At 56.6% G+C, this 20,108-nt stretch carries 17 protein-coding genes and 2 pseudogenes; all 19 read left to right on the top strand.

All coding sequences use genetic code 11. The features are described from left to right. Positions 1–47 precede the first annotated feature (47 nt). Positions 48–1,016, top strand: coding sequence for a M23 family metallopeptidase (locus tag PACILC2_RS14220; protein WP_213529212.1), 969 nt, complete (start codon positions 48–50; stop codon positions 1,014–1,016). Next, positions 1,009–1,905, top strand: coding sequence for a site-2 protease family protein (locus PACILC2_RS14225; RefSeq protein ID WP_213529213.1), 897 nt, complete (start codon positions 1,009–1,011; stop codon positions 1,903–1,905). Before PACILC2_RS14220 ends, PACILC2_RS14225 begins: the two co-directional genes overlap by 8 nt. A gap of 289 nt (positions 1,906–2,194) precedes the next feature. After that, positions 2,195–3,121, top strand: a complete 927-nt coding sequence (locus PACILC2_RS14230) for a nucleoside hydrolase (RefSeq protein ID WP_244863513.1) — start codon at positions 2,195–2,197, stop codon at positions 3,119–3,121. Between the two features lie 347 nt (positions 3,122–3,468). Continuing rightward, positions 3,469–5,985 carry an FtsH protease activity modulator HflK gene (gene hflK / locus PACILC2_RS28730; RefSeq protein ID WP_307860592.1) on the top strand — a complete coding sequence of 839 codons (2,517 nt, stop codon included), beginning with the start codon at positions 3,469–3,471 and terminating at the stop codon, positions 5,983–5,985. Next, on the top strand, positions 5,982–6,857 hold the full coding sequence (hflC, locus tag PACILC2_RS14245) for a protease modulator HflC (RefSeq protein ID WP_062491926.1): 876 nt from the start codon (positions 5,982–5,984) through the stop codon (positions 6,855–6,857). The genes hflK and hflC overlap by 4 nt, the downstream gene beginning before the upstream one ends. A gap of 699 nt (positions 6,858–7,556) precedes the next feature. Further along, a complete protein-coding gene (locus PACILC2_RS14250) occupies positions 7,557–8,549 on the top strand; it encodes an ABC transporter substrate-binding protein (protein WP_213529214.1) in 993 nt (330 codons plus the stop codon). Between the two features lie 39 nt (positions 8,550–8,588). Beyond that, positions 8,589–9,640: pseudogene (locus PACILC2_RS14255) on the top strand (NAD(P)/FAD-dependent oxidoreductase). 201 nt (positions 9,641–9,841) lie between these two features. After that, the gene (gene rplU / locus PACILC2_RS14260) at positions 9,842–10,153 is read left to right on the top strand and encodes a 50S ribosomal protein L21 (protein ID WP_213529215.1); all 312 of its coding nucleotides are present in this window, start codon (positions 9,842–9,844) and stop codon (positions 10,151–10,153) included. 10 nt (positions 10,154–10,163) lie between these two features. Beyond that, complete coding sequence (locus PACILC2_RS14265; RefSeq protein ID WP_062491933.1) at positions 10,164–10,502, top strand: ribosomal-processing cysteine protease Prp; 339 nt, start codon at positions 10,164–10,166, stop codon at positions 10,500–10,502. A 15-nt stretch (positions 10,503–10,517) separates the two neighbouring features. Continuing rightward, a pseudogene (gene rpmA / locus PACILC2_RS14270) lies at positions 10,518–10,828 on the top strand (50S ribosomal protein L27). Between the two features lie 189 nt (positions 10,829–11,017). Continuing rightward, the gene (locus PACILC2_RS14275) at positions 11,018–11,755 is read left to right on the top strand and encodes a Spo0B domain-containing protein (RefSeq protein ID WP_213529216.1); all 738 of its coding nucleotides are present in this window, start codon (positions 11,018–11,020) and stop codon (positions 11,753–11,755) included. Between the two features lie 44 nt (positions 11,756–11,799). Further along, a complete protein-coding gene (gene obgE, locus PACILC2_RS14280) occupies positions 11,800–13,128 on the top strand; it encodes a GTPase ObgE (RefSeq protein ID WP_213529217.1) in 1,329 nt (442 codons plus the stop codon). Between the two features lie 170 nt (positions 13,129–13,298). Next, on the top strand, positions 13,299–13,736 hold the full coding sequence (locus tag PACILC2_RS14285; protein ID WP_062491939.1) for an ACT domain-containing protein: 438 nt from the start codon (positions 13,299–13,301) through the stop codon (positions 13,734–13,736). Between the two features lie 25 nt (positions 13,737–13,761). Continuing rightward, entirely contained in the window at positions 13,762–15,048 is a 1,287-nt protein-coding gene (locus PACILC2_RS14290; protein WP_213529218.1) for a homoserine dehydrogenase, read from the top strand. Between the two features lie 60 nt (positions 15,049–15,108). Next, on the top strand, positions 15,109–16,176 hold the full coding sequence (gene thrC / locus PACILC2_RS14295) for a threonine synthase (protein WP_062496639.1): 1,068 nt from the start codon (positions 15,109–15,111) through the stop codon (positions 16,174–16,176). Next, complete coding sequence (gene thrB / locus PACILC2_RS14300; RefSeq protein ID WP_213529219.1) at positions 16,176–17,150, top strand: homoserine kinase; 975 nt, start codon at positions 16,176–16,178, stop codon at positions 17,148–17,150. The genes thrC and thrB overlap by 1 nt, the downstream gene beginning before the upstream one ends. Beyond that, positions 17,147–18,013 (top strand): prephenate dehydratase, encoded by an 867-nt coding sequence (pheA, locus tag PACILC2_RS14305; protein WP_213529220.1) that lies wholly within the window; start codon positions 17,147–17,149, stop codon positions 18,011–18,013. The genes thrB and pheA overlap by 4 nt, the downstream gene beginning before the upstream one ends. 46 nt (positions 18,014–18,059) lie before the next feature. Continuing rightward, on the top strand, positions 18,060–18,938 hold the full coding sequence (gene ilvE / locus PACILC2_RS14310; protein WP_062491945.1) for a branched-chain-amino-acid transaminase: 879 nt from the start codon (positions 18,060–18,062) through the stop codon (positions 18,936–18,938). Positions 18,939–19,095: 157 nt separating this feature from the next. Next, a partial coding sequence (locus PACILC2_RS14315) for a LysM peptidoglycan-binding domain-containing protein (RefSeq protein WP_213529221.1) occupies positions 19,096–20,108 on the top strand: 1,013 nt, incomplete at its 3' end.

Raw genomic sequence — 20,108 nt, forward strand, 5'->3', positions numbered from 1 at the left:
TTGGCCGCAGAAGGCCCGGGGCGGGTGAAGAACGGAGGGAGCGGACGATGGATATCAAAAATGCGATCCGGCAGCGCAGGCAGGAGAGAATACGCCAGCTTTTGGAAGAGCATGACCGGAAGAACGGCGCGCACAATAAGCCTCCAATCATACGCGGCGCATCGCCGCTGCAACCGCCGCCAAGCGGGCAAGGCGGTCTCTATCGGGATACGTCGGCTCCGGCAGCGCCGGATCGCCGCGCGCAAGGTTACCGAACGCAGCATCCTCGCTCTACGGACGAGTCCGATCCGGAACGGGCCTGGAAAGCGAATCCGTATCCTTGGCTCGGATGGGACAAGGACGAGATGGTCCATTCGAGAAAGGGCGGCGGCTTTCCCGGAGACAGCGGGGACGGCGGGCATACGTTCGGTCGCGAGCTTCTGCAAAAGACGGTTGCCGCGGCAGTCATTTTCGCCGCAGTGTGGGGGATGTTTCGGCTCGATCCGCCGTGGACGCGCGGCGGTCAGCAGTTCGTGCGGCAGGCGTTGACGCAAGAGATGAATTTCGAGGCTGTGGCGGCATGGTACCGCGAAGTTTTTGACGGCGCGCCGACCTTTATTCCGATATTCAATCCGAATCCCGGCGAGGCGACGGAGACGGGCGGTACGGTGAAGCTGCCCCTTGTCGCTCCCGTACAGGGCGGGGCGGTCGTCCGCTCCTTCGCCGAGCTGCTAAGCGGCGTTGAAATCGCCGGCGAATCCGGCGCTCGCGTGCGCGCCGCGGAGACGGGCCGGGTCACGCATGTCGCCGATGAAGGAGGCAAAGGGACGACGATCGTCATCCAGCATGCCGGCAATCGCGTGACTGTATATGGCGCCTTGTCCGAGTCGAACGTCGCCCAGAACGATTGGGTCGAAGCGGGACAGACGATCGGGAAGCTTGCGACGCCGCCGGATGGGGAGCCGGCGCTGCTCTATTTTGCCGTCAAGCAGAACGGCCGTTACGTCGATCCGTCGGACGTGATGCCGCTTGATTAAATTTCGCGGCATCGCCTGGTCCGTCCACCCGTTATTCGTTCTCGTCATGCTCGCCTCCGTGCTCACCGGTTATTTCGCCGAACTGATGACGCTCTTTACGCTCGTTCTCGTTCATGAAATCGGCCATCTGCTAGCCGCCCGCAGCTTCGGCTGGACCGTACGGGAAGTGAAGCTGCTGCCGTTCGGCGGCGTTGTCGAAGCGGACGAGTCCGGCAGCGCTCCGGCGGCCGAGGAAGCGGCCGTCGCGATAGCCGGGCCGCTTCAGAACATATGGATGGGCGCGCTCGCCTGGCTGTTCGGGTATTGGGGCTGGTGGGAAGAAGATTGGTCGGCCTATATCGTACAAGCCAACGCGCTGCTTGTTGCCTTCAACCTGCTGCCGATCTATCCGCTGGATGGGGGACGGCTGCTGCAGTCGGCGATCAGCCTCGGAATACCGTATCACCGGACGATGGTATGGACGTTTCGCATCGGATTGATGCTCAGTCTGGCGATGGTCGTTTACGCTGTTCTGCCTCCGTTTCATCCGGAAGGAACGGCCGGCGTACAGCTGAATTTGCTTATGATCGGCTTATTCCTGCTCCTTTCCAATTGGACGTATCGCCGCAATATGCCGTATTTATTTATCCGCTTCCTGATGCGTCGGGACCGCGTTGCGGTCCGCCGGATAGCGGGCGGCAGTCTGGCGCGGCCGATCGTTGTGACGGAAGGGCAGCCGGTTTCGTCGGTCGTTCGGCTTTTGCTGCGGGAGCAATACCATCTCATTTATGTGATGGGTGAGCGCGAACGCATTATGAACGTGATGCCCGAACGGCGTCTTGTCGCCGGGTATTTGAACGACAGCCGGCCGCACCGGGCCATATCCGAGCTGTTTACCGACGCCCGTTGACCTGTTGCCGAAGCGGTCTTCGGATCTTGGCGGCGGTCAAAAACGATTGACGAAGCACACAAACAAATGGTATATTGTGGGTAACTCAAGTATGTAAACGTTTTCATCCATAATTATGACTTATTCCAGTATCATCATTCATTCCAACATTATGATTCAGCCACGGTCATGATCTATTTACAAACATGCTTCGCCCAGAATCTGTGAGTTGAGTTGCCCACGACCATGAATCATTCCGTTTTTATAAGCGATTTAAATCCATAAGTCAAACAAAACGGAGGGAAATCGGGTGAAATTTCCGGTATTGTCGGATGAATTTCGGGTAAAGCGGCTTGCGCCGCCTAAAGGCAAGACGGTCAGAATGGTGCTGGACACGGATACCTACAACGAGATCGACGATCAGTTCGCTGTCGTATACGCTTTGAAATCGCCGGACCGTCTGCGGGTGGAAGCGCTGTATGCGGCGCCCTTCTTCAATGAATTATCCAGCGGACCCGCAGACGGGATGGAGAAAAGCTACGATGAACTGCTGCGCATTGTCGGCCATCTCGGAATAACGCCGGAACGATTCGTCTACAAGGGGGCGAGAACGTATTTGCCCGGTGCTTTCGAACCGGCGCATAGCGAGGCCGCCCTCGATCTCGTCGAAAGAGCGATGGCTTCTTCCGACGACGACCCGCTCTATGTGACGGCGATCGGCGCCATTACCAATGTGGCATCCGCAATTTTGATCGAACCGCGAATTATCGAGAAGATCGTCGTCGTCTGGCTCGGCGGACACGCGCTGCACTGGCCGAATACGAATGAATTCAATTTGCAGCAGGACGTTCATGCCGCAAGAGTCGTTTTCGATTCCGGCGTGCCGCTGGTGCTCGTGCCGTGCATGGGCGTAGCTTCCCATTTGCAGACGACATTGGCGGAAATCAAGGCGTTTGTTCAGGGCAGAGGCGCCATCGGAAATTTCCTGCACGATACGTTCGAGCGCTGCTCCAAAGATCATTTCGGCTATTCGCGGGTCATCTGGGATATTTCGACGGTGGCTTACTTGATCGAGCCGGATTGGGTTCCGACAACGCTGGCATTCAGCCCGGTTCTGACGGATCAATTGACATGGAGCACCGATGCGTCAAGGCATTTGATCCGGTATGCGTTTTTCGCGCACCGGGATCCGATCTTCAAGGATCTGTTCCGCAAAATCGCGCGTGATCGTGACTGATAGGACCGCATACGACCGCAGAAATCGTATTGCAACGGGCAGTTGCTGCGTGAAGATTTGCTTGCGCCGGACGTCAGCTTTGCGGCTGCGTGAGCCGGCGCCGATACTTGCGCTGCATGCTCGCGCCACGTGCCGGCGCCCTAGCGCCCTAGGCTGGCGCCCCGTACTGGCGCCCCCGGCGGCGCCTTTTCAATCAGGTTATTAACGTGGGCCGTCCATTCATGTTATGATGTTGCTAAGAGATGGCAATAGGGTGCCGATACATACAATGCCATGTACGATTGGCAATTGGGATGCGCAGTTGCGATACAAGTCTTTATCAGCCTTCTGAAACGGGTGGCGACAGCATGAAACAATTAGTGGTTCACGGTCACGGCGAATCGTTGCAAACGGCGGTTCTGGAAAATGGCGTGTTGACGGAATTTTATTGGGAACCGTCGGAGACGAGCGGACTTGTCGGCAATATTTATAAAGGGCGGATCGTCAACGTGCTGCCGGGCATGCAGGCGGCATTCGTCGATATCGGACTTGGCAAAAACGCGTTTCTGTACGTCGACGATGCGCTTCACCCGAATTTGGAGCGGCAGCCGAAGGAGAAACCTTCCGTCGAGAAGCTGCTTCGTCCCGGACAGGAGCTGCTTGTGCAAGTGATGAAGGAGCCGATTGGCGGCAAAGGAGCGCGGGTCACGACGCATATTTCGCTTCCGGGACGTTCGCTCGTCTTTATGCCGAATGCGGATTACACTGCCGTGTCCAAAAAAATTTCCGGCGAACAGGAGCGCGGACGGCTCCGTGCGATCGGCGAGGAGCTGCGGCGGGACGAGGAAGGCGTCATCATGCGGACGGCGGCGGAAGGGGAGAGCGAAGAGGCGCTTCGCACCGATCTGCAGCTTTTGCGCGAGCAGTGGCGGTTCATTCGGGAGCGGGCGAAGACGGCGAGTGCCCCGGCAGAGCTTCACCGGGAAGCCGGATTGATGCGCCGCATCGTCCGGGACGCGCTGACGGCCGACACCGACGAGGTATGGATCGACGATGAAGCGCGCTATGCCGATGCGGAACGGCTCATTCGGGAGATGGCGCCGTCGCTCGCCCCGATTCTTCACCATTACAATCCGGACGGCGGATTGCCGATTATGGACCGCTTCGGCGTCCGGGAGCAGCTCGATGCCGCCTATCGTTCGCGCATCGAACTGGCCAGCGGCGGCTATCTGATCTGGGATCAGACCGAGGCGCTGACTGTGATCGACGTCAATACCGGCAAGTTTACGGGCAACCGCGATATGGAGGAGACGTTCTTCCAGACCAATATGGAAGCCGCGGACGAAATCGCCCGGCTGCTCCGCCTGCGCGATACGGGCGGCATTATTATCGTCGATTTTATCGATATGGAGTTGGAGGAACATCGGGAACGCATTCAGGCGCGCCTTAACGAATGGGCGAGACGGGACCGGACGAAGTGCACCGTCGTCGGTTGGACCAAGCTCGGTCTTCTCGAGATGACGCGCAAAAATCCCGCGACAGCACGGCCAACCGGCTGTACGAGACATGCCCGTCCTGCGGCGGCGCCGGCAAACGGTTCGTCGGCTTGCCTGGTTAACCACACAATTCGGCCGGCAGCGGCGTTCTCGGGCAATGCGGGCGCTTCGTCATGTCTGGCCGTTATATTTAACTCAACGCAACGACCGTTCGTTTCCCCTTGCATTTCACATATCCCTTCTTCATTTCGCCCGATTTCCTGTTCCGGTTCCGACCGGTTTTTATTTTTTAGGAACATTTTCCGACATTCGCCGTATGAAACGATATACAGAAAAAAGGTAAAGGAGAGGGCATATGGACGTCATCGATTTGAAGACCAGGAAGCCGAGCAACGTGAAGGGTTTGCCGCCCGGATTTTTCGCAAAATCGGCTACGTCATAGCCGGCGTCATCGTGCTGGTCATCGGCTTTTCCTGCGTCTACACTGTGCAGGAGCAGGAGCGGGCAGCGATTCTGACATTCGGCAAATATACCGGCGAAGCGCGGGCGGGGCTGCATTTCAAGTGGCCTTATCCGATTCAGCAGGTGGTGAAGGTGCCGGCCGAGCTGATCCAACAAATGACGATCGGTTACCGCGAGGAGGGCAATACGATTACGCCGGTGGAAGAAGAAGCGCTGATGATTACGGGGGATGAAAATATCGTCTCCGCCGACGCCGTCGTACAGTGGAGAATCAGCAACATACGCGACTATTTGTTCAATGTGGAAGATCCGGAGCGTTTTCTGCGAAACGCGGCCAGCTCCTCGATCCGTTCCGTGATCGGCTCCGAAAAGCTCGATTACGCCATTACCGACGGCAAGACCGATATCCAGGAGAAAGTCCGGGAGAAGCTGATCGAGCTGCAGGAAACGTATCAAACCGGCATTCAGGTGCTTGACGTCAAGTTCCAGGACATCGAGCCGCCGGGCGGCGAGGTCGAAGAAGCGTTCCGCGAAGTGACGAACGCCCGCGAGGAGAAAAATACGAAAATCAACAATGCGGTCAAATACGAAAACGAGCGGATACCGAAGGCAAGAGGCGAAGCCCAGGCGCTGCTGGAAAAAGCGGAAGCCGAGAAAAAATCGCGCATCCTGAACGCCCAGGGGGACGTGGCCAAGTTTAACGCCGTCTACGAGCAATACAAGGCCAATCCGAATACGACGCAAAGCCGTCTCATTCTGGAGACGCTGGATAAAATATTGCCGAACGCCCGAATTGTCATCGCCGATTCGTCCGGGGATACGGTCAAATATTTGCCGCTGAACGAGCTGCTGCAAGGCTCGAAGCCGCCGGCGCAATCGCAGGCGCCGTCTGCCGGACAGGGAACGCAAGGGGGAGCGTCGAAATGAGCAAATCGAACAAACGCAAAATCTACTTCGGCATTGGCGCGCTGATCGCGGTCATCCTGCTGGCCAATTCGGTGTTTCTCGTACAGGAAGGCCAATACAAAGTCGTGCTGAAGTTCGGGGAAGCCGTCCGCGTCGCCGGAACGCCGGGACTTCAATTCAAAATTCCTTTCGTGGAGAACACGATGACGCTGCCGAAGCGGCAAATGACGTATGAAAGCACGCCGACTTCCATTTTGACGAAAGACAAGAAGCCGATTATCGTCGACAACTACACCGTGTGGCGGATCGAGGACGCGCAATTGTTTTTGCGGTCGGCGAAGACGGTCGGGGCCGGCATTCAGCGGATCGACGCGACGGTTTACAATACGGTCAGACGCAAGCTGTCGGAAATCAATTACGACGAAATCATAAGCGAGAATACCGCACGCGGCAACATTAACGACCAAATTACGAAAGATGTGGCGGAAGCGCTGAAGCGCGACAACTCCGGCATTCAGATCATCGACGTAAGGATCAAGCGCACCGATTTGCCGGAAGGCAACAAGCAGAGCGTATACAACCGGATGATCTCCGACCGCCAGTCGATCGCGGCGCGCTATCTGTCCGAAGGCGACGAGGAATCGCGCAAGAGGATGTCCAGAGCGGACCGTACGGCGATGGAGCTTATCGCGGAAGCCGAAGCGAAGGCCAAGGCGATTATCGCGGAAGGAGAAGGGCAAGCCGCCAAAATTTATAACGACGCCTACGGCAAAGATCCGGAGTTCTACAACTTCTACCGGACGCTTGAAAGCTATGTGACGACGTTGCAGAACGAGCCGGTCATCCTGATGCCGATCGATTCGCCGTATGCCCGCATTCTATTAGGAAAATAATGCCGGATTCCGGGTTTTTCCGGACGGCGGACGAATGCCCGCAAGCCCTGCATGAGAGGGGGATGCGGGCTTTTTCATTTTGTCGGAGAAAAGGTATTGATTCATTCGCATCCATCTGGTATATTGTTCACGATAATGATAATCAATATCAATAGCCTTACATATCAAGCCGCCAACGGAGCGGTCGAAATTCCGAAAAACCGCAACGGATCGTGGATTTGACGGACAGCTACGTCGGCCACTTGCCGGCTCTCGGCACAAGACGGTTTTCATTTTGCAGCCCTACGATAGAGGAATCTACGCCTTCGGACATAACTACGGCAGGGTGGTGAAATCATTTATGGAAAGTCGCTAGAAACCTTCCCCGATATCGAAGACAGCGTAGGCGGTATTCGCGTCGTTCAGGCTTTTGCCAACGAGAAACATGAAAAAGCCCGGTTTGCGGTCAACAACAGCCGCTTTCGCCTGACGAAACTGCTCTCTTATAAGCTGATTGCCAGAAACGGATCGATCAGCTATATGATGAGGTTTGTGACGAACGACGCTTGTCATTGCGCATCGGTTAACGGATGAGGGGATTACGGTGCAGGGACGGCATGAGGAGCTGGTGGCGGCCGGCGGCACATACAGCCGTTTGCATCAGGCGCAGTACAGTATGCAGGTTTAGTAAGCATGGAGAAATAAGGAAGGAGCAAGACCATGAACCAAAACTCGAAACGCAGAACGCGCAAGACTCGAAGGACTACCCTATTTTCACTTCTGATTCTGGTATTGCTGGCGGCAGCTTGTTCGGACGGAGCGCAACAAAATGCGGAATCCGCCGCCGATAACGATACGAATAACCAACCCGAGGAACGCGTATTAAAGGATTTTATTGGCAACGAGGTGAAAGTCCCGGCCCATCCCGAGCGGATTATTGCCTCTTACCTGGAGGATCATCTTGTCGCGCTGGGGGTAAAACCGGTGGCCCAATGGTCGGTCGCAGACGGCAAGACCGTCCAGGACTATTTGCAGTACTCGCTGCAAGACGTCCCGACTATTCCGTCCGAGCTTCCCTACGAAGCGGTGATGAGTTTCCGTCCTGATTTGATCCTTTTGGACGGTGCGGATATGGCATCGGGAGATAAATATGCGCAGTATTCGAAAATCGCCCCCACTTATATCGTTGGAACCGAGGAAGTTAACGATTGGCGTAAAAAGCTGCTGATGATCGGCGAGGTGCTGAACAAGTCCGAGGAAGCCCGCAAGGCGCTGGAGGAATATGAACGCAAGGCGAGCGAAGCCCGCGAAAAACTGAACGAAGCGATCGGCTCGAAATCGGCGGCGGCAATCTGGCTGCTGGGCAAGGACGCCTATATCGTTCATGAGAATCGTTCCAGCGGTGAAGTGCTGTATCACGATCTTGGCATGAAGGTGCCTGACGTGGTGAAGGAAATCTCGGCCTCCGCTACCGCGAACTGGCTTCCGCTGCCAAATGAGAAGCTGGCCGAACTGGATGCCGATTACCTGTTTATTGTGAAAAGCGAAGGCATCACGAAGGATCAGATCGTATCCGATCCGATTTGGTCGGCGATCCCGGCTGTTTGGAACGGCCATATTTATGAGTTCGGAGCCGATTCCAGCTGGCTTTATTCGGGTACAATCGCGAACGGACAAATTATCGACCATGTATTGGACAGCATTTTAAAGTAAGGGCGGCAACTCCATAACGAATGGCGGGGAGAGAAAAGGATGGATGCAGCGCAAATTTACGACGTTACCATTGTTGGCGGAGGACCCGCGGGATTGTATGCGGCTTTTTATAGCGGATTGCGCGAAATGAAAACGAAAGTGATCGAATATCAGCCTTTTCTCGGCGGAAAAGTTCATGTATATCCTGAAAAATGATTTGGGATGTCGGCGGACTGACCCCGGTCTCCGGGGCGCAGCTGATCGAGCAGTTGGTGAAGCAGGGACTGACGTTCGACCCCACGGTCGTGCTGGGACAGAAAGTCACTTCCATATCCAAGGACGACAACGGGATTTTTATATTGAAAACTTCCGCCAATGATACGCATTGCTCCAAAACCGTCATTCTTGCCGTGGGCGGCGGCATTCTGAAACCGACCAAACTGAATATTGACGGCGCTGAACGGTTTGAAGTCACCAACCTGCATTACACCGTCAAATCGCTGGCCCGTTTTAAAGGAAAAACCGTTCTCATTTCTGGCGGCGGCAACGCGGCGATCGACTGGGCCAACGAGCTGGCGCCGATTGCGAAAAAAGTGTATTTGACCTATCGGAACGAAACGCTGAAAGGGCACGAAGCGGAAGTCTCCCGTCTGCGGAGAAGCGCTGTCGATTGCCTGCTGAATACGACGATCGAAAAGCTGATCGCCGCGCCGGATCATGAAACGATTGAAAAAGTGGTGCTCAAGCACGCTGAAGACGGCTCCGAAACCGTATTGGCGGTGGACGATGTCATTATCAATCACGGATACGAACGCGACAAGGACCTGCTGGAAAACAGCGAATTGAACATCGCCATGGCGAATGAATATTGTATAGCCGGCACGCCGATGAGCGAGACGTCGGTACCGGGGCTGTTTGCCGCCGGAGACATTTTGCATCATGAAGGGAAGCTGCATTTGATTGCCGGCGCATTCCAGGACGCGGCGAACGCCGTCAATAAAGCGAAACAATATATCGCGCCCGACGCGCATGCGTACGGCATGGTTTCTTCCCATAACGAAATCTTTAAAGAAAAAAATCGCGAACTGATCAAGCATTTATTTGCGACGTGAGGAATGCCATTTTTTATTGGCGCTTGTGCTTGTTTTTCCGGGAACGGTATGCTAAACTGTTCAGGTGTATGTTTGTCGGTTGCCGCAAGGCGATCGTCCGAACAACCGGTACCGCACAGGCCGGGTCTCGCAAGTCCGACATCTTACGTTCGGCACCTGAGCCAGGCGAGTCTTCGATTATAAGGAGGTGCACCAACGACCATGTACGCAATTATTGAAACGGGCGGCAAACAGTACAAAGTGCAAGAAGGCGATGTTCTCTACATCGAAAAGCTGGCGGCAGGCGAAGGGGAGAGCGTTACGTTCGACCGCGTTCTGGCTGTGTCCAAAGGCGACGGTCTCGTAACCGGCACGCCGGTCGTGGCGGGAGCTTCGGTTACGGCCAAAATAGAGAAGCACGGCCGCGGAAAGAAAATTATCGTATACAAATACAAACCGAAAAAGAACTACCGTCGCAAACAAGGCCATCGTCAGCCTTACACGAAAGTGACGATCGAGAAGATTCAAGGGTAAGGTTCGGGCCATGATTTGCGTTACGTTCGTGCGGCGAGCCGCTGATCGGCGGATTTTATCGTTCTCGGTGGAAGGGCATGCCCAGTATGCCAAACCCGGCAAAGACATCGTCTGTGCCGGCGTTTCCGCCGTTACGGTCGGCGCCGTCAATGCTGTCGAGGCGCTGACGGGGCTTGAGCTGCCCGCTTCGATGAAGAACGGGTGGCTGCAATCCGACATTCCCGAACAGGGCGACGCTGCGGTCGACGACCGCGTGCAGCTCCTGCTCGAAGGAATGGCCGTCATGCTCGATACGATTGCACAATCATACGGCAAATATGTCGTAATCGAAAATAAATATGTGGAATAAAGGAGGGGAACGTCCATGTTGAAACTGAATCTTCAACTGTTCGCTTCGAAGAAGGGCGTCGGCTCGACGAAGAACGGACGCGACAGCCGTGCGAAACGGCTTGGCGCGAAGCGCGCCGACGGCCAAACCGTTACGGCCGGCAGCATCCTCGTGCGCCAGCGCGGCACGAAGATCCATCCGGGTAACAACGTAGGCATCGGTAAAGACGACACGCTGTTCGCGAAAGTGGAAGGCGTAGTCCGGTTCGAACGTTGGGGACGCGACCGCAAAAAGTGAGCGTGTACCCGGTCGAACAATCGTCGATCGCGGCAGCAGCAGAAGTTTAATAGCTTCCTAGCGCCCCGGCCTGATACAGGCCGGGGCTTTTGCTGTAAGATCCGGATCAATCGGCAAACCGTTGCCGTGAAAGCAGCCGCATTGTTTTTTTCGGCCGTTTTACACCGATGACCGGCAGCGCTGCAGCGTGGTATACTGAATATGGAAGTGGCAACGAACTTTAAAGTGGGATGTGGAACATGATCCGTTGGGAAACGGCAAAATATTATGCGGCAGGTTCCGTCCTGCTCCCCGCCGCAGGCGTGTTGTTGTGGCCTTCCGCACGGTGGATGAACGCCGTGTTTGCCGGATGGCTCCTGTTGGCAGCCGCGTTCTGGATTTTCAGAGAGAGGCGCGAACAGGCGGAACGTCTCGAGCGGACGATTCAAGCGATGCAGATCGCTTCCATACGAACGCTCAATCACCATCGGCATGACTGGATGAACGACCTGCAGGTGCTGTACGGATACATAAGGTTGCAGAAGCAGGATAAGATGGCCGAGTGCGTGGAGAAGATAAGAGAACGAATGGCGATGGAAAGCAAAATCGCCAAGCTCGGCGAGCCCTCGCTTGTTATCTTTTTGCAATCGTTTCGCACCATGACGCATTCGCTGCGTCTGAACGTCCGGATCGACGGAGAATTGAATTTCGGCGAGCTGCCGTTTGACGGAGCCGGGACGGCTGCGGCGCTGATCGATGTGCTGAATGCGTACCGCTTTGCCGTAAAGCCGGGATCGGGGGAGGCGGCCGCTCTGACTTTGGCGCTGTCGCGCGACGACAAGTCGCTGATCGTGGAACTGGACGTGGAGGGCGAAGTCCAGGATGCGAGGGAGCTGCAGCGAAAATTGAAACAGCGGCTGAAGGGGACGCCGCTGCAGCCGGTAAATCTGGACCATCCGGAGCAGTATGCGAAACTGACGGCCCGTTTCCAGATGTAATGCTTACGAAGCGACTTTGCTACGCAAAGTTTTAGGAGGACATCATGTTTGTCGATAAAGCGAAAGTATTTGTAAAAGGCGGCGACGGGGGAGACGGCATCGTTTCCTACCGCCGCGAAAAATATGTTCCCGAGGGCGGTCCGGCAGGCGGTGACGGAGGCAAAGGCGGCAACGTCATTTTTCGCGTCGACGAAGGACTCCGCACGTTGATGGACTTCCGCTATCAGAAACATTTCAAAGCCCCGCGCGGCGAACGGGGCAAAGTCAAGGGAATGCACGGGGCAAACGCAGAAGACTTGATCGTCCGCATTCCGCCCGGCACCGTCATCATCGACGAAGAGACGGGCGAGACGATCGCGGATATGACCCGCCATGGCCAGGAGGTGATCGTGGCCCGCGGAGGGCGCGGAGGACGCGGAAACATGCGGTTCGCGACGATGAGCAATCCGGCGCCGGATATTGCCGAGAAGGGCGAGGAAGGCGAAGAGCGGTGGGTCATCATGGAACTGAAGGTGATGGCCGATGTCGGTCTGGTCGGTTATCCGAGCGTCGGCAAATCGACGCTGCTGTCGGTCGTTTCGGCTGCGAAGCCGAAAATCGGCGCCTACCATTTTACGACCTTGACGCCGAATCTCGGCGTCGTCGACCTCGACGAAGGCCGCAGCTTCGTCCTGGCGGATCTGCCCGGACTGATTGAAGGCGCGCACGAAGGCGTCGGGCTCGGCCACGAGTTTTTGCGCCATGTCGAGCGGACGCGCGTCATTATCCACGTCGTCGATATGTCGGCTTCGGAAGGGCGCGATCCGTTCGAGGATTGGGTGAAAATTAACGAGGAGCTTGCCTTGTACAATGCGAAGCTTGCGGAACGACCGCAAATTATCGCGGCGAACAAGATGGATATGCCGGGCGCGGAAGAACATCTGCGCGAATTCCGGGAACGGCTGGCCGCAGCGGCGGGCGATCGGGAGTATCCGGTTATGCCGATTTCCTCTTTGACGAAGAAAGGCGTGAAAGAGCTGATGTACAAGGCGGCCGAAGTGCTGGAAAGCGTGCCGCAAACCCCGGCCGTGCATGAAGTGCCGGAAACGGAAGAGCGCAAGGTGTACAAGCTGGAAAGGCGGGATAAGGCCGACTTTACGATCCGCCGGCACAACGAGGAATTTATCGTCGAGAGCGAGGCGATCGAACGGCTGATGAAGCGTTCGAACCTGAATTCGTACGATTCCGTGATGCGGTTTGCCACGATTATGCGCCGCATGGGCGTCGACGAAGCCCTCCGGAAGAAGGGCGCCAAGCATGGGGATACGATCCGCATCGGCAATTACACGTTCGAATTTTTCGAAGGTACGGACAACGAGTACCTGTACGAATAACGCCGCAATCCGCCCGGCTCGACCGGCAGCATGGCCGCCGTGTCGAATGAAGCCGGCGGTCGGATGCGCATTTCCCATAATTTTTCGGCATTGCCTATTGCCGTGAATGCCGCTCATCCGATATAATGTCCACTATACACGAACAACTGTCTTTTGTAGGAGGACGTCAGGTGACGGAACGATATGTTGTCGTCCGCGAAGATTTGTTGCCCGAAGCGATCGTCAAGACGGTTCAGGTGAAGGAGATGCTCAGACGCGGCGAAGCTGCGACCGTCCACGAAGCGACCGAACGGGCGGGATTGAGCCGCAGCGCCTTCTACAAGTACAAGGACGGCGTATATGCGCAGAACGAGCTTACGAGAGAGAGAATCGTCACCATTTCGATGGACCTGGAGCATCGCTCCGGCATTTTGTCCAAGGTGCTCGGGCTTGTCGCCGGCAGCGAAGGAAACGTGCTGACGATTCATCAGACGATTCCGCTGCAAGGTATGGCGAACGTCGTCATCTCTGTCGATATTTCGCATCTGAACGGCGATCTGCAGGCGCTTGTGGCGAAAATTCGCTGCCATGAGGGCGTACGCAAAGTGGCGGTTATTGGACAAGGCTAGATTCACGGATGATGGAGGAGAGAGAATGAAACCGGTTAAGGTTGGATTGCTTGGGCTCGGAACGGTGGGGACCGGCGTCGTGCGAATTTTGGAAGGACATCAGGACGATTTGCAAAGTCAGGTCGGATCGCCGATCGTCATCGAGAAAGTGCTCGTGCAGAACAAAGAAAAAGCGCGCGCGGTTCAAATCGATCCCGAGAAGCTGACGGACGACCCGTGGGACATTATTCATAACCCGGAAATCGATGTCGTCGTCGAGGTGATGGGCGGCCTCGAACATACGAAGGAATATATACTTGAGGCGCTTTCCAGAGGCAAGCATATCGTAACGGCGAACAAGGACCTGATCGCGTTGTACGGTCCGGAAATTTTGGCGAAGGCCCGCGAGAACCGCTGCGATGTGCTGTACGAGGCGAGCGTTGCCGGCGGCATTCCGATTCTCCGTACACTGGTGGAAGGCTTCTCTTCCGACCGGATTACGAAAATTATGGGAATCGTCAACGGCACGACAAATTACATTTTGACGAAAATGAGCCAGGAAGGCGCATCTTACGAAGAAGTGCTGAAAGAAGCGCAGCAGCTCGGATACGCCGAAGCCGATCCGACCTCCGACGTCGAAGGGCTTGATGCAGCCCGGAAAATGACGATACTCGCGACGCTCGGCTTCCGGACGAACGTCGCGCTCAAGGATGTCGACGTCAAAGGGATTACGGCGGTGACGAAGGAAGACATCCAGTACGCCAAGCGGCTCGGCTACGAGATCAAGCTGCTCGGCATTGCCGAGCGTCAAGACGACCAGTTCTGCGTCAGCGTACAGCCGACGATGGTCAGCCGCACGCATCCGATCGCGGCCGTTAACGGCGTTTTCAATGCGGTATACGTGCATGGAGAGGCGGTCGGCGAGACGATGTTCTACGGTGCGGGAGCCGGCGAAATGCCGACCGCGACATCCGTCGTGGCCGACATTGTGGCCGTCGTCAAAAATCTCAGGCTCGGCGTCAACGGTCAGCAGGGCATTACCGCCTATAAGGAGCTGAAGCCGAAAGCCGACGAGCAGATCGCGTCGAAATATTTTCTGCTGCTGCACGTTCAGGATCGCGCGGGCGTGCTGGCGCAAATTACCCAGGTGTTCGCGGAATACGAGGTCAGCCTGGAGTCGGTCGTTCAGCAGCCGAATCCGCACAATCCGGAAGCGGAAATCATTATTATTACGCATGATGCCAATAAGGCGGCCATGACGAAAGTGGTCGAAGCTTTCAAGTCGCTGGAGGTCATCCGCCAAGTCAAAAGCGTCTACCGCGTGGAAGGTTGAGCGGTTGCGGCGGCAAGAGCGCATCCGTTTTTCAAATTAACCAAAGGAGTTATGCTTTTCATGAGATACCCCGGTTTGCTGCAGACATACAAGCAATACTTGCCGGTTACGGACCGGACGCCGATGCTGACGCTTCAGGAAGGCAACACGCCGCTCGTGCGGGCAGACAATCTGTCGGCCGAGCTCGGTCTCGATCTGTATTTCAAATACGAAGGTCTGAACCCGACCGGATCGTTCAAGGACAGAGGGATGGTGATGGCTGTCGCCAAGGCGATGGAAGAAGGCAGCCGCACGATCATGTGCGCTTCCACGGGCAACACTTCCGCCGCCGCCGCCGCGTATGCGGCGCGGGGCGGCCTGAACTGCATCGTGCTGATCCCGAACAACAACATCGCGCTCGGCAAGCTCGCGCAAGCGATCATCTACGGTGCGAAAGTTATCGCCATCGAGGGCAATTTCGACCGCGCGCTCGAAATCGTCCGCGAAATTACGGCGAAGCATCCGATCACGCTCGTCAATTCGGTAAACCCGTACCGCATCGAAGGGCAAAAAACAGCCGCGTTCGAAGTGTCCGACCAGCTCGGGAAGGCGCCCGACTATTTGGCGATTCCGGTCGGCAACGCCGGCAATATTTCCGCTTACTGGAAAGGATTCAAAGAATACCACGCGCTGGGGCGCATCGGTTCGCTGCCGAAGATGGTCGGCTTTGAAGCGGAAGGCGCCATGGCGATCGTGAAGGGCGAGCCGATTCCCGAGCCGGAAACCGTCGCGACGGCGATACGGATCGGCAATCCAGCCAGCTGGAAGACAGCTGTCGCCGCTGCCGAAGAGTCCGGCGGCCAGATCAATTACGTCACCGACGATGAAATACTGGCGGCGTACCGGATGATCGCGTCGCGCGAAGGCATCTTCGCGGAACCTGCATCGGCCGCATCGATCGCGGGCGTGCTCAAGCTGAAGCGGGAAGGGGAATTCCGCGGCGGCGAGACGGTCGTATGCGTGCTTACCGGACACGGCTTGAAAGACCCGAACATCGCGATCAAGAGCGTGGCGGCGGAGCCGCTTGTCGTGCCGGATTCCGAAGCTGCGGTCATGGATGCGATCCGCAAGCTGGAAGGGGAACAATAATGGCTGGCCGCCGGGTCATCGTCAAAGTTCCGGCGAGCACCGCCAACCTGGGGCCGGGCTTCGACTCGCTCGGCATGGCGCTCTCGCTGTACGCGTGGGTGGAGATGTCCGCTTCGGAATCTACGGTCATACGTCTGTACGGCGATCATCTGGAAGGCGTGCCGACGGACAAGTCGAACCTGATCTATGACGTAGCGCAATCCGTATTTCGCGAAGCGGGTGTCGACATACCGGAACTGGATATCGCCATGTACAGCGACATTCCGCTAACCCGCGGTCTCGGCAGCAGCGCTTCGGCCGTCGTCGGGGCGCTTGTCGCCGCCAATGCGCTGATCGGCAGCCCGCTTTCGCAGGACAAACTGTTTCAGATGGCGACGGCGCTTGAAGGGCACCCCGACAATGTCGGCGCTTCGCTCTTCGGCGGCATTGTCGTGGCGTCCTGGGACGGCGTCCGCGCCGAAGCGGTCCGGCTTGAGGCGCCTTCCTCGCTGGAAGCGGTCGTCGCCATTCCTTCGTACCAGCTGTCGACCGAGAAGGCGCGGCACGCGCTCCCTTCGCAAATCGCGATGTCCGACGCGGTATTCAACGTCGCCTCCAGCTCGCTGCTTGTGGCCGCGCTCGCGTCCGGTCGGCTCGAACTGATCCGCCATGCGATGCGCGACAGGCTGCATCAGCCGTATCGGGCGCCGCTTATTCCCGGCATGCCGGAAATTTTGGCGCGGGCCTGCGATTTCGGCGCTTTGGGCGTCGCGCTGAGCGGCGCAGGCCCGACGATGCTGGCGCTCGTCCAGGCGGGAGATCCCCGGATTGCGGAGCTGGAACGATTTTTGCGGGATGTGCTGGAGCGGGAAGGGGCGGCATGCGAGCTGATGCGGCTGAAGCCTTGCGCCGAAGGAGCGCGCGTCACGCTGCTGGAGCACGACGCCGATTATTCGACGCTTGAGCACTGGATCCGGAAAGAGGTGGAAGTTTGATTTCGGTTGCCTTGCTGCCGGAAGGAAGCGTGTCGGACGAAGCGGCCCGCTATCTGTTTCGCGGCGAAGATGTGCATTATTCGTATCATAAGCTCATATCGGACGTGTTTCTGTCAACGGCGGGAGGGGAAACCGACTACTGCGTCATTCCGATCGAAAATACGATCGAAGGCTCGGTCAGCTTGCATCTGGATTGGCTTGTCCATGAGGTGGATATGCCGATCCAGGCCGAGTGGATATACCCCTCGATTCAAAATTTGATCGGCCGCGCCGGCGAATTTCAGGGAGAAGAGGGCGGCGTCGATTTCGGCCGCATTGTGAAGGTGATCAGCCATCCGGTCGCGATGGCGCAATGCCTGAAATTTTTGCGGGCCAATCTCGCTCATGCCGAATGGGAGCATGTGAGCAGCACGGCGGAAGCGGTGCGGATCGTCAGCGAAAACGCGGGCAGAGGGTGGGCGGCTATCGGCACGTCGATCGCCGCGGTCAATAACGGGCTCGACGTGCTGCAAAGCAATGTCACCGACCATAACAACAATTATACCCGCTTCCTTCTCGTAGGCCGCAAGCCGTTCGAAGTCCGGATGTCGGACAAGTTCAAGACGAGCATTTTGGTGACGCTTCCCGAGGATTATCCCGGAGCGCTCCATCAGGTGTTGTCCGCCTTCGCGTGGAGGCGCATCAATCTGTCCCGGATCGAGTCGCGCCCGACGAAGAAGAAGCTCGGCAATTATTATTTCTACATTGAAATCGAAATGCCGCTCGATTCGGTGCTGCTGCCGGCCGCCATCGCGGAAATCGAGGCGACCGGAAGTCAAGTCCGGATATTGGGGAGCTATCCGACGTTTACGTTCGAAGGCTAGACGAGCGGCAGCGAGGCCACTATTATACGGAGGTGCAATCAAGCTCATGGCACAGCAATGGATTTATTTGAACGGCGAATTCGTCACGAAAGAAAACGCCAAAGTTTCGGTTTTCGACCATGGTTTCCTGTACGGAGACGGCATTTTCGAAGGCATCCGGATTTATGACGGCAACATTTTCAAATGCAAGGAGCACCTCGACCGGCTGTACGACTCGGCCAAGTCGATCATGCTCGACATTCCGCTGACGTACGAGGAAATGCAGGAGGCGCTTGTCGAGACGATTCGCCGCAACGGCCTGAGGGACGGTTACATTCGGCTGGTCGTTTCCCGCGGACCGGGCAACCTGGGGCTCGACCCGAAACGGTGCGAGCGGGCATGGGTCATTATTATCGTGGAACAGCTGGCGATTTATTCCGAAGAAGCTTACCGCAACGGGCTTGTCTCCGTCTCGGTGTCGCAGCGCCGCAACATTCCGGATGCGCTTAATCCGAAGATCAAATCGCTCAATTACCTGAACAACATCCTGGTCAAAATCCAGGCCAATCTGGCCGGCGTCGGCGAAGCGATAATGGTCAATTCGCAAGGATACGTGGCGGAAGGCTCGAGCGACAATATTTTCATCGTCAAGCGCGGTGTCGTTTACACGCCTCCATGCTATGTCGGCGCGCTCGAAGGCATTACGCGGAACGCCATTATCGAGCTGTGCGGCAAGCTGGGGCTCCCGCTGAAGGAAGAACCGTTCACGCTGCACGACGTATATGTTGCCGATGAAGTGTTTTTCACAGGCACGGCGGCCGAAGTCATCGCGGTTCGCGAAGTCGACGGCCGCGTGATCGGCGAAGGAAAAGCGGGCCCGATTACGACGCAGCTGCTTCAGGAGTTCCGCAAAATCGTCACGGTCGACGGCGTTAAAGTATATTGAATGCAGCAGGACAGCAGCCTGCCGGACAACCGGCGGGCTTTTTTTTTTCGCCAACTCGGGGACACCTGCCCATGGGCTGCATATGATGTAATGATTGGCGGCGGGCAAAGGCCGTGCGACGCTGCGAAACTGAACGTGACAGGAGGTCCGAAGGCGAGTGAAGATTCATATTGTCAAGAAGGGCGAATCGCTTTATCTTATCAGTCAAAAGTACAACGTCTCGGTCGAAGACATTGTCAAGCTGAATCCGTCCATTACCGACCCGAACAAGATCGACGTTGGCATGAAGTTGAAAATTCCTTCCGCTCCCGTAAAGCCCGGCGGTATAGGCGTCATGCATCACCATGTCGTCCAGCAGGGCGATACGCTGTGGAAGCTGTCCAAGGCGTGGGGCATTCCCCTTGGCGATTTGATCAAGGCTAACCCGCAGCTTAAAAATCCGAACGTGCTGACGATCGGAGAAATCGTTTATATTCCGAAGGCGGCGGCCGACAACGCCGTATTGCCCGATCAAGTGAATGCCGAAAATGTGAAGCCGAACACCCTTTCCGCCGTTATCGGAGTGAAAGAATGGGCCGGGAAATTGTCGACGCTGCCGATTCCGGGCAAGAAGCCGACCGAAAAGAAGCCGACCGAACAGAAACCGGTCGAACAGAAAGCGGCCGAAACGAAACCGATCGAAAAGAAAGTGACCGAACCTAAACCCGCCGCCGAATCCAAACCAAAGTATACCCCCGAAGCGAAAGCGGAAAATATAACGCTGGGCAAAGAAAATGTCCCCAAGTTTCCCAATCTGGAAAAATTAGAATCGGTAAGTAAAGGCTACGAGCCGTATGTCGATTTGTTCAAGCAATACGGCGTACCCGCGACGGAAGCTGTATCGATGTACAATATCCCGAAATCACCCGATAAAACGTCGAAAGCGGGCGACATCAGTCCGTTTTACAGCAACATTCCGGCGACGGGCGGAGAAATGAAAGATTTCGGCTACGGTCAGATCCATGGCAACATCCCGATGACAGGCGCGGGAACGACGGGATTCGGCTACGGCTCGGTGCATGGCAACATCCCGGGAACGACGGGATTCGGCTACGGTCCGTCGTACGGCAACGTTCCGGGAACGACAGGATTCGGCTACGGTCCGGAGTATGGCAACGTTCCGGGAACGAC

Source organism: Paenibacillus cisolokensis (genome assembly GCF_018403665.1).
GTDB lineage: Bacteria > Bacillota > Bacilli > Paenibacillales > Paenibacillaceae > Paenibacillus_AH > Paenibacillus_AH cisolokensis.

Bases quoted from the DNA above. Each gene is read 5' to 3' on its own strand.
- PACILC2_RS14265 (WP_062491933.1), top strand. From the start codon at position 10,164: ATGATTTGCGTTACGTTCGTGCGGCGAGCCGCTGATCGGCGGATTTTA.
- obgE (WP_213529217.1), top strand. From the start codon at position 11,800: ATGTTTGTCGATAAAGCGAAAGTATTTGTAAAAGGCGGCGACGGGGGA.
- PACILC2_RS14250 (WP_213529214.1), top strand. From the start codon at position 7,557: ATGAACCAAAACTCGAAACGCAGAACGCGCAAGACTCGAAGGACTACC.
- rplU (WP_213529215.1), top strand. From the start codon at position 9,842: ATGTACGCAATTATTGAAACGGGCGGCAAACAGTACAAAGTGCAAGAA.
- hflC (WP_062491926.1), top strand. From the start codon at position 5,982: ATGAGCAAATCGAACAAACGCAAAATCTACTTCGGCATTGGCGCGCTG.
- PACILC2_RS14290 (WP_213529218.1), top strand. From the start codon at position 13,762: ATGAAACCGGTTAAGGTTGGATTGCTTGGGCTCGGAACGGTGGGGACC.
- hflK (WP_307860592.1), top strand. From the start codon at position 3,469: ATGAAACAATTAGTGGTTCACGGTCACGGCGAATCGTTGCAAACGGCG.
- ilvE (WP_062491945.1), top strand. From the start codon at position 18,060: ATGGCACAGCAATGGATTTATTTGAACGGCGAATTCGTCACGAAAGAA.
- thrB (WP_213529219.1), top strand. From the start codon at position 16,176: ATGGCTGGCCGCCGGGTCATCGTCAAAGTTCCGGCGAGCACCGCCAAC.
- PACILC2_RS14275 (WP_213529216.1), top strand. From the start codon at position 11,018: ATGATCCGTTGGGAAACGGCAAAATATTATGCGGCAGGTTCCGTCCTG.
- thrC (WP_062496639.1), top strand. From the start codon at position 15,109: ATGAGATACCCCGGTTTGCTGCAGACATACAAGCAATACTTGCCGGTT.
- PACILC2_RS14220 (WP_213529212.1), top strand. From the start codon at position 48: ATGGATATCAAAAATGCGATCCGGCAGCGCAGGCAGGAGAGAATACGC.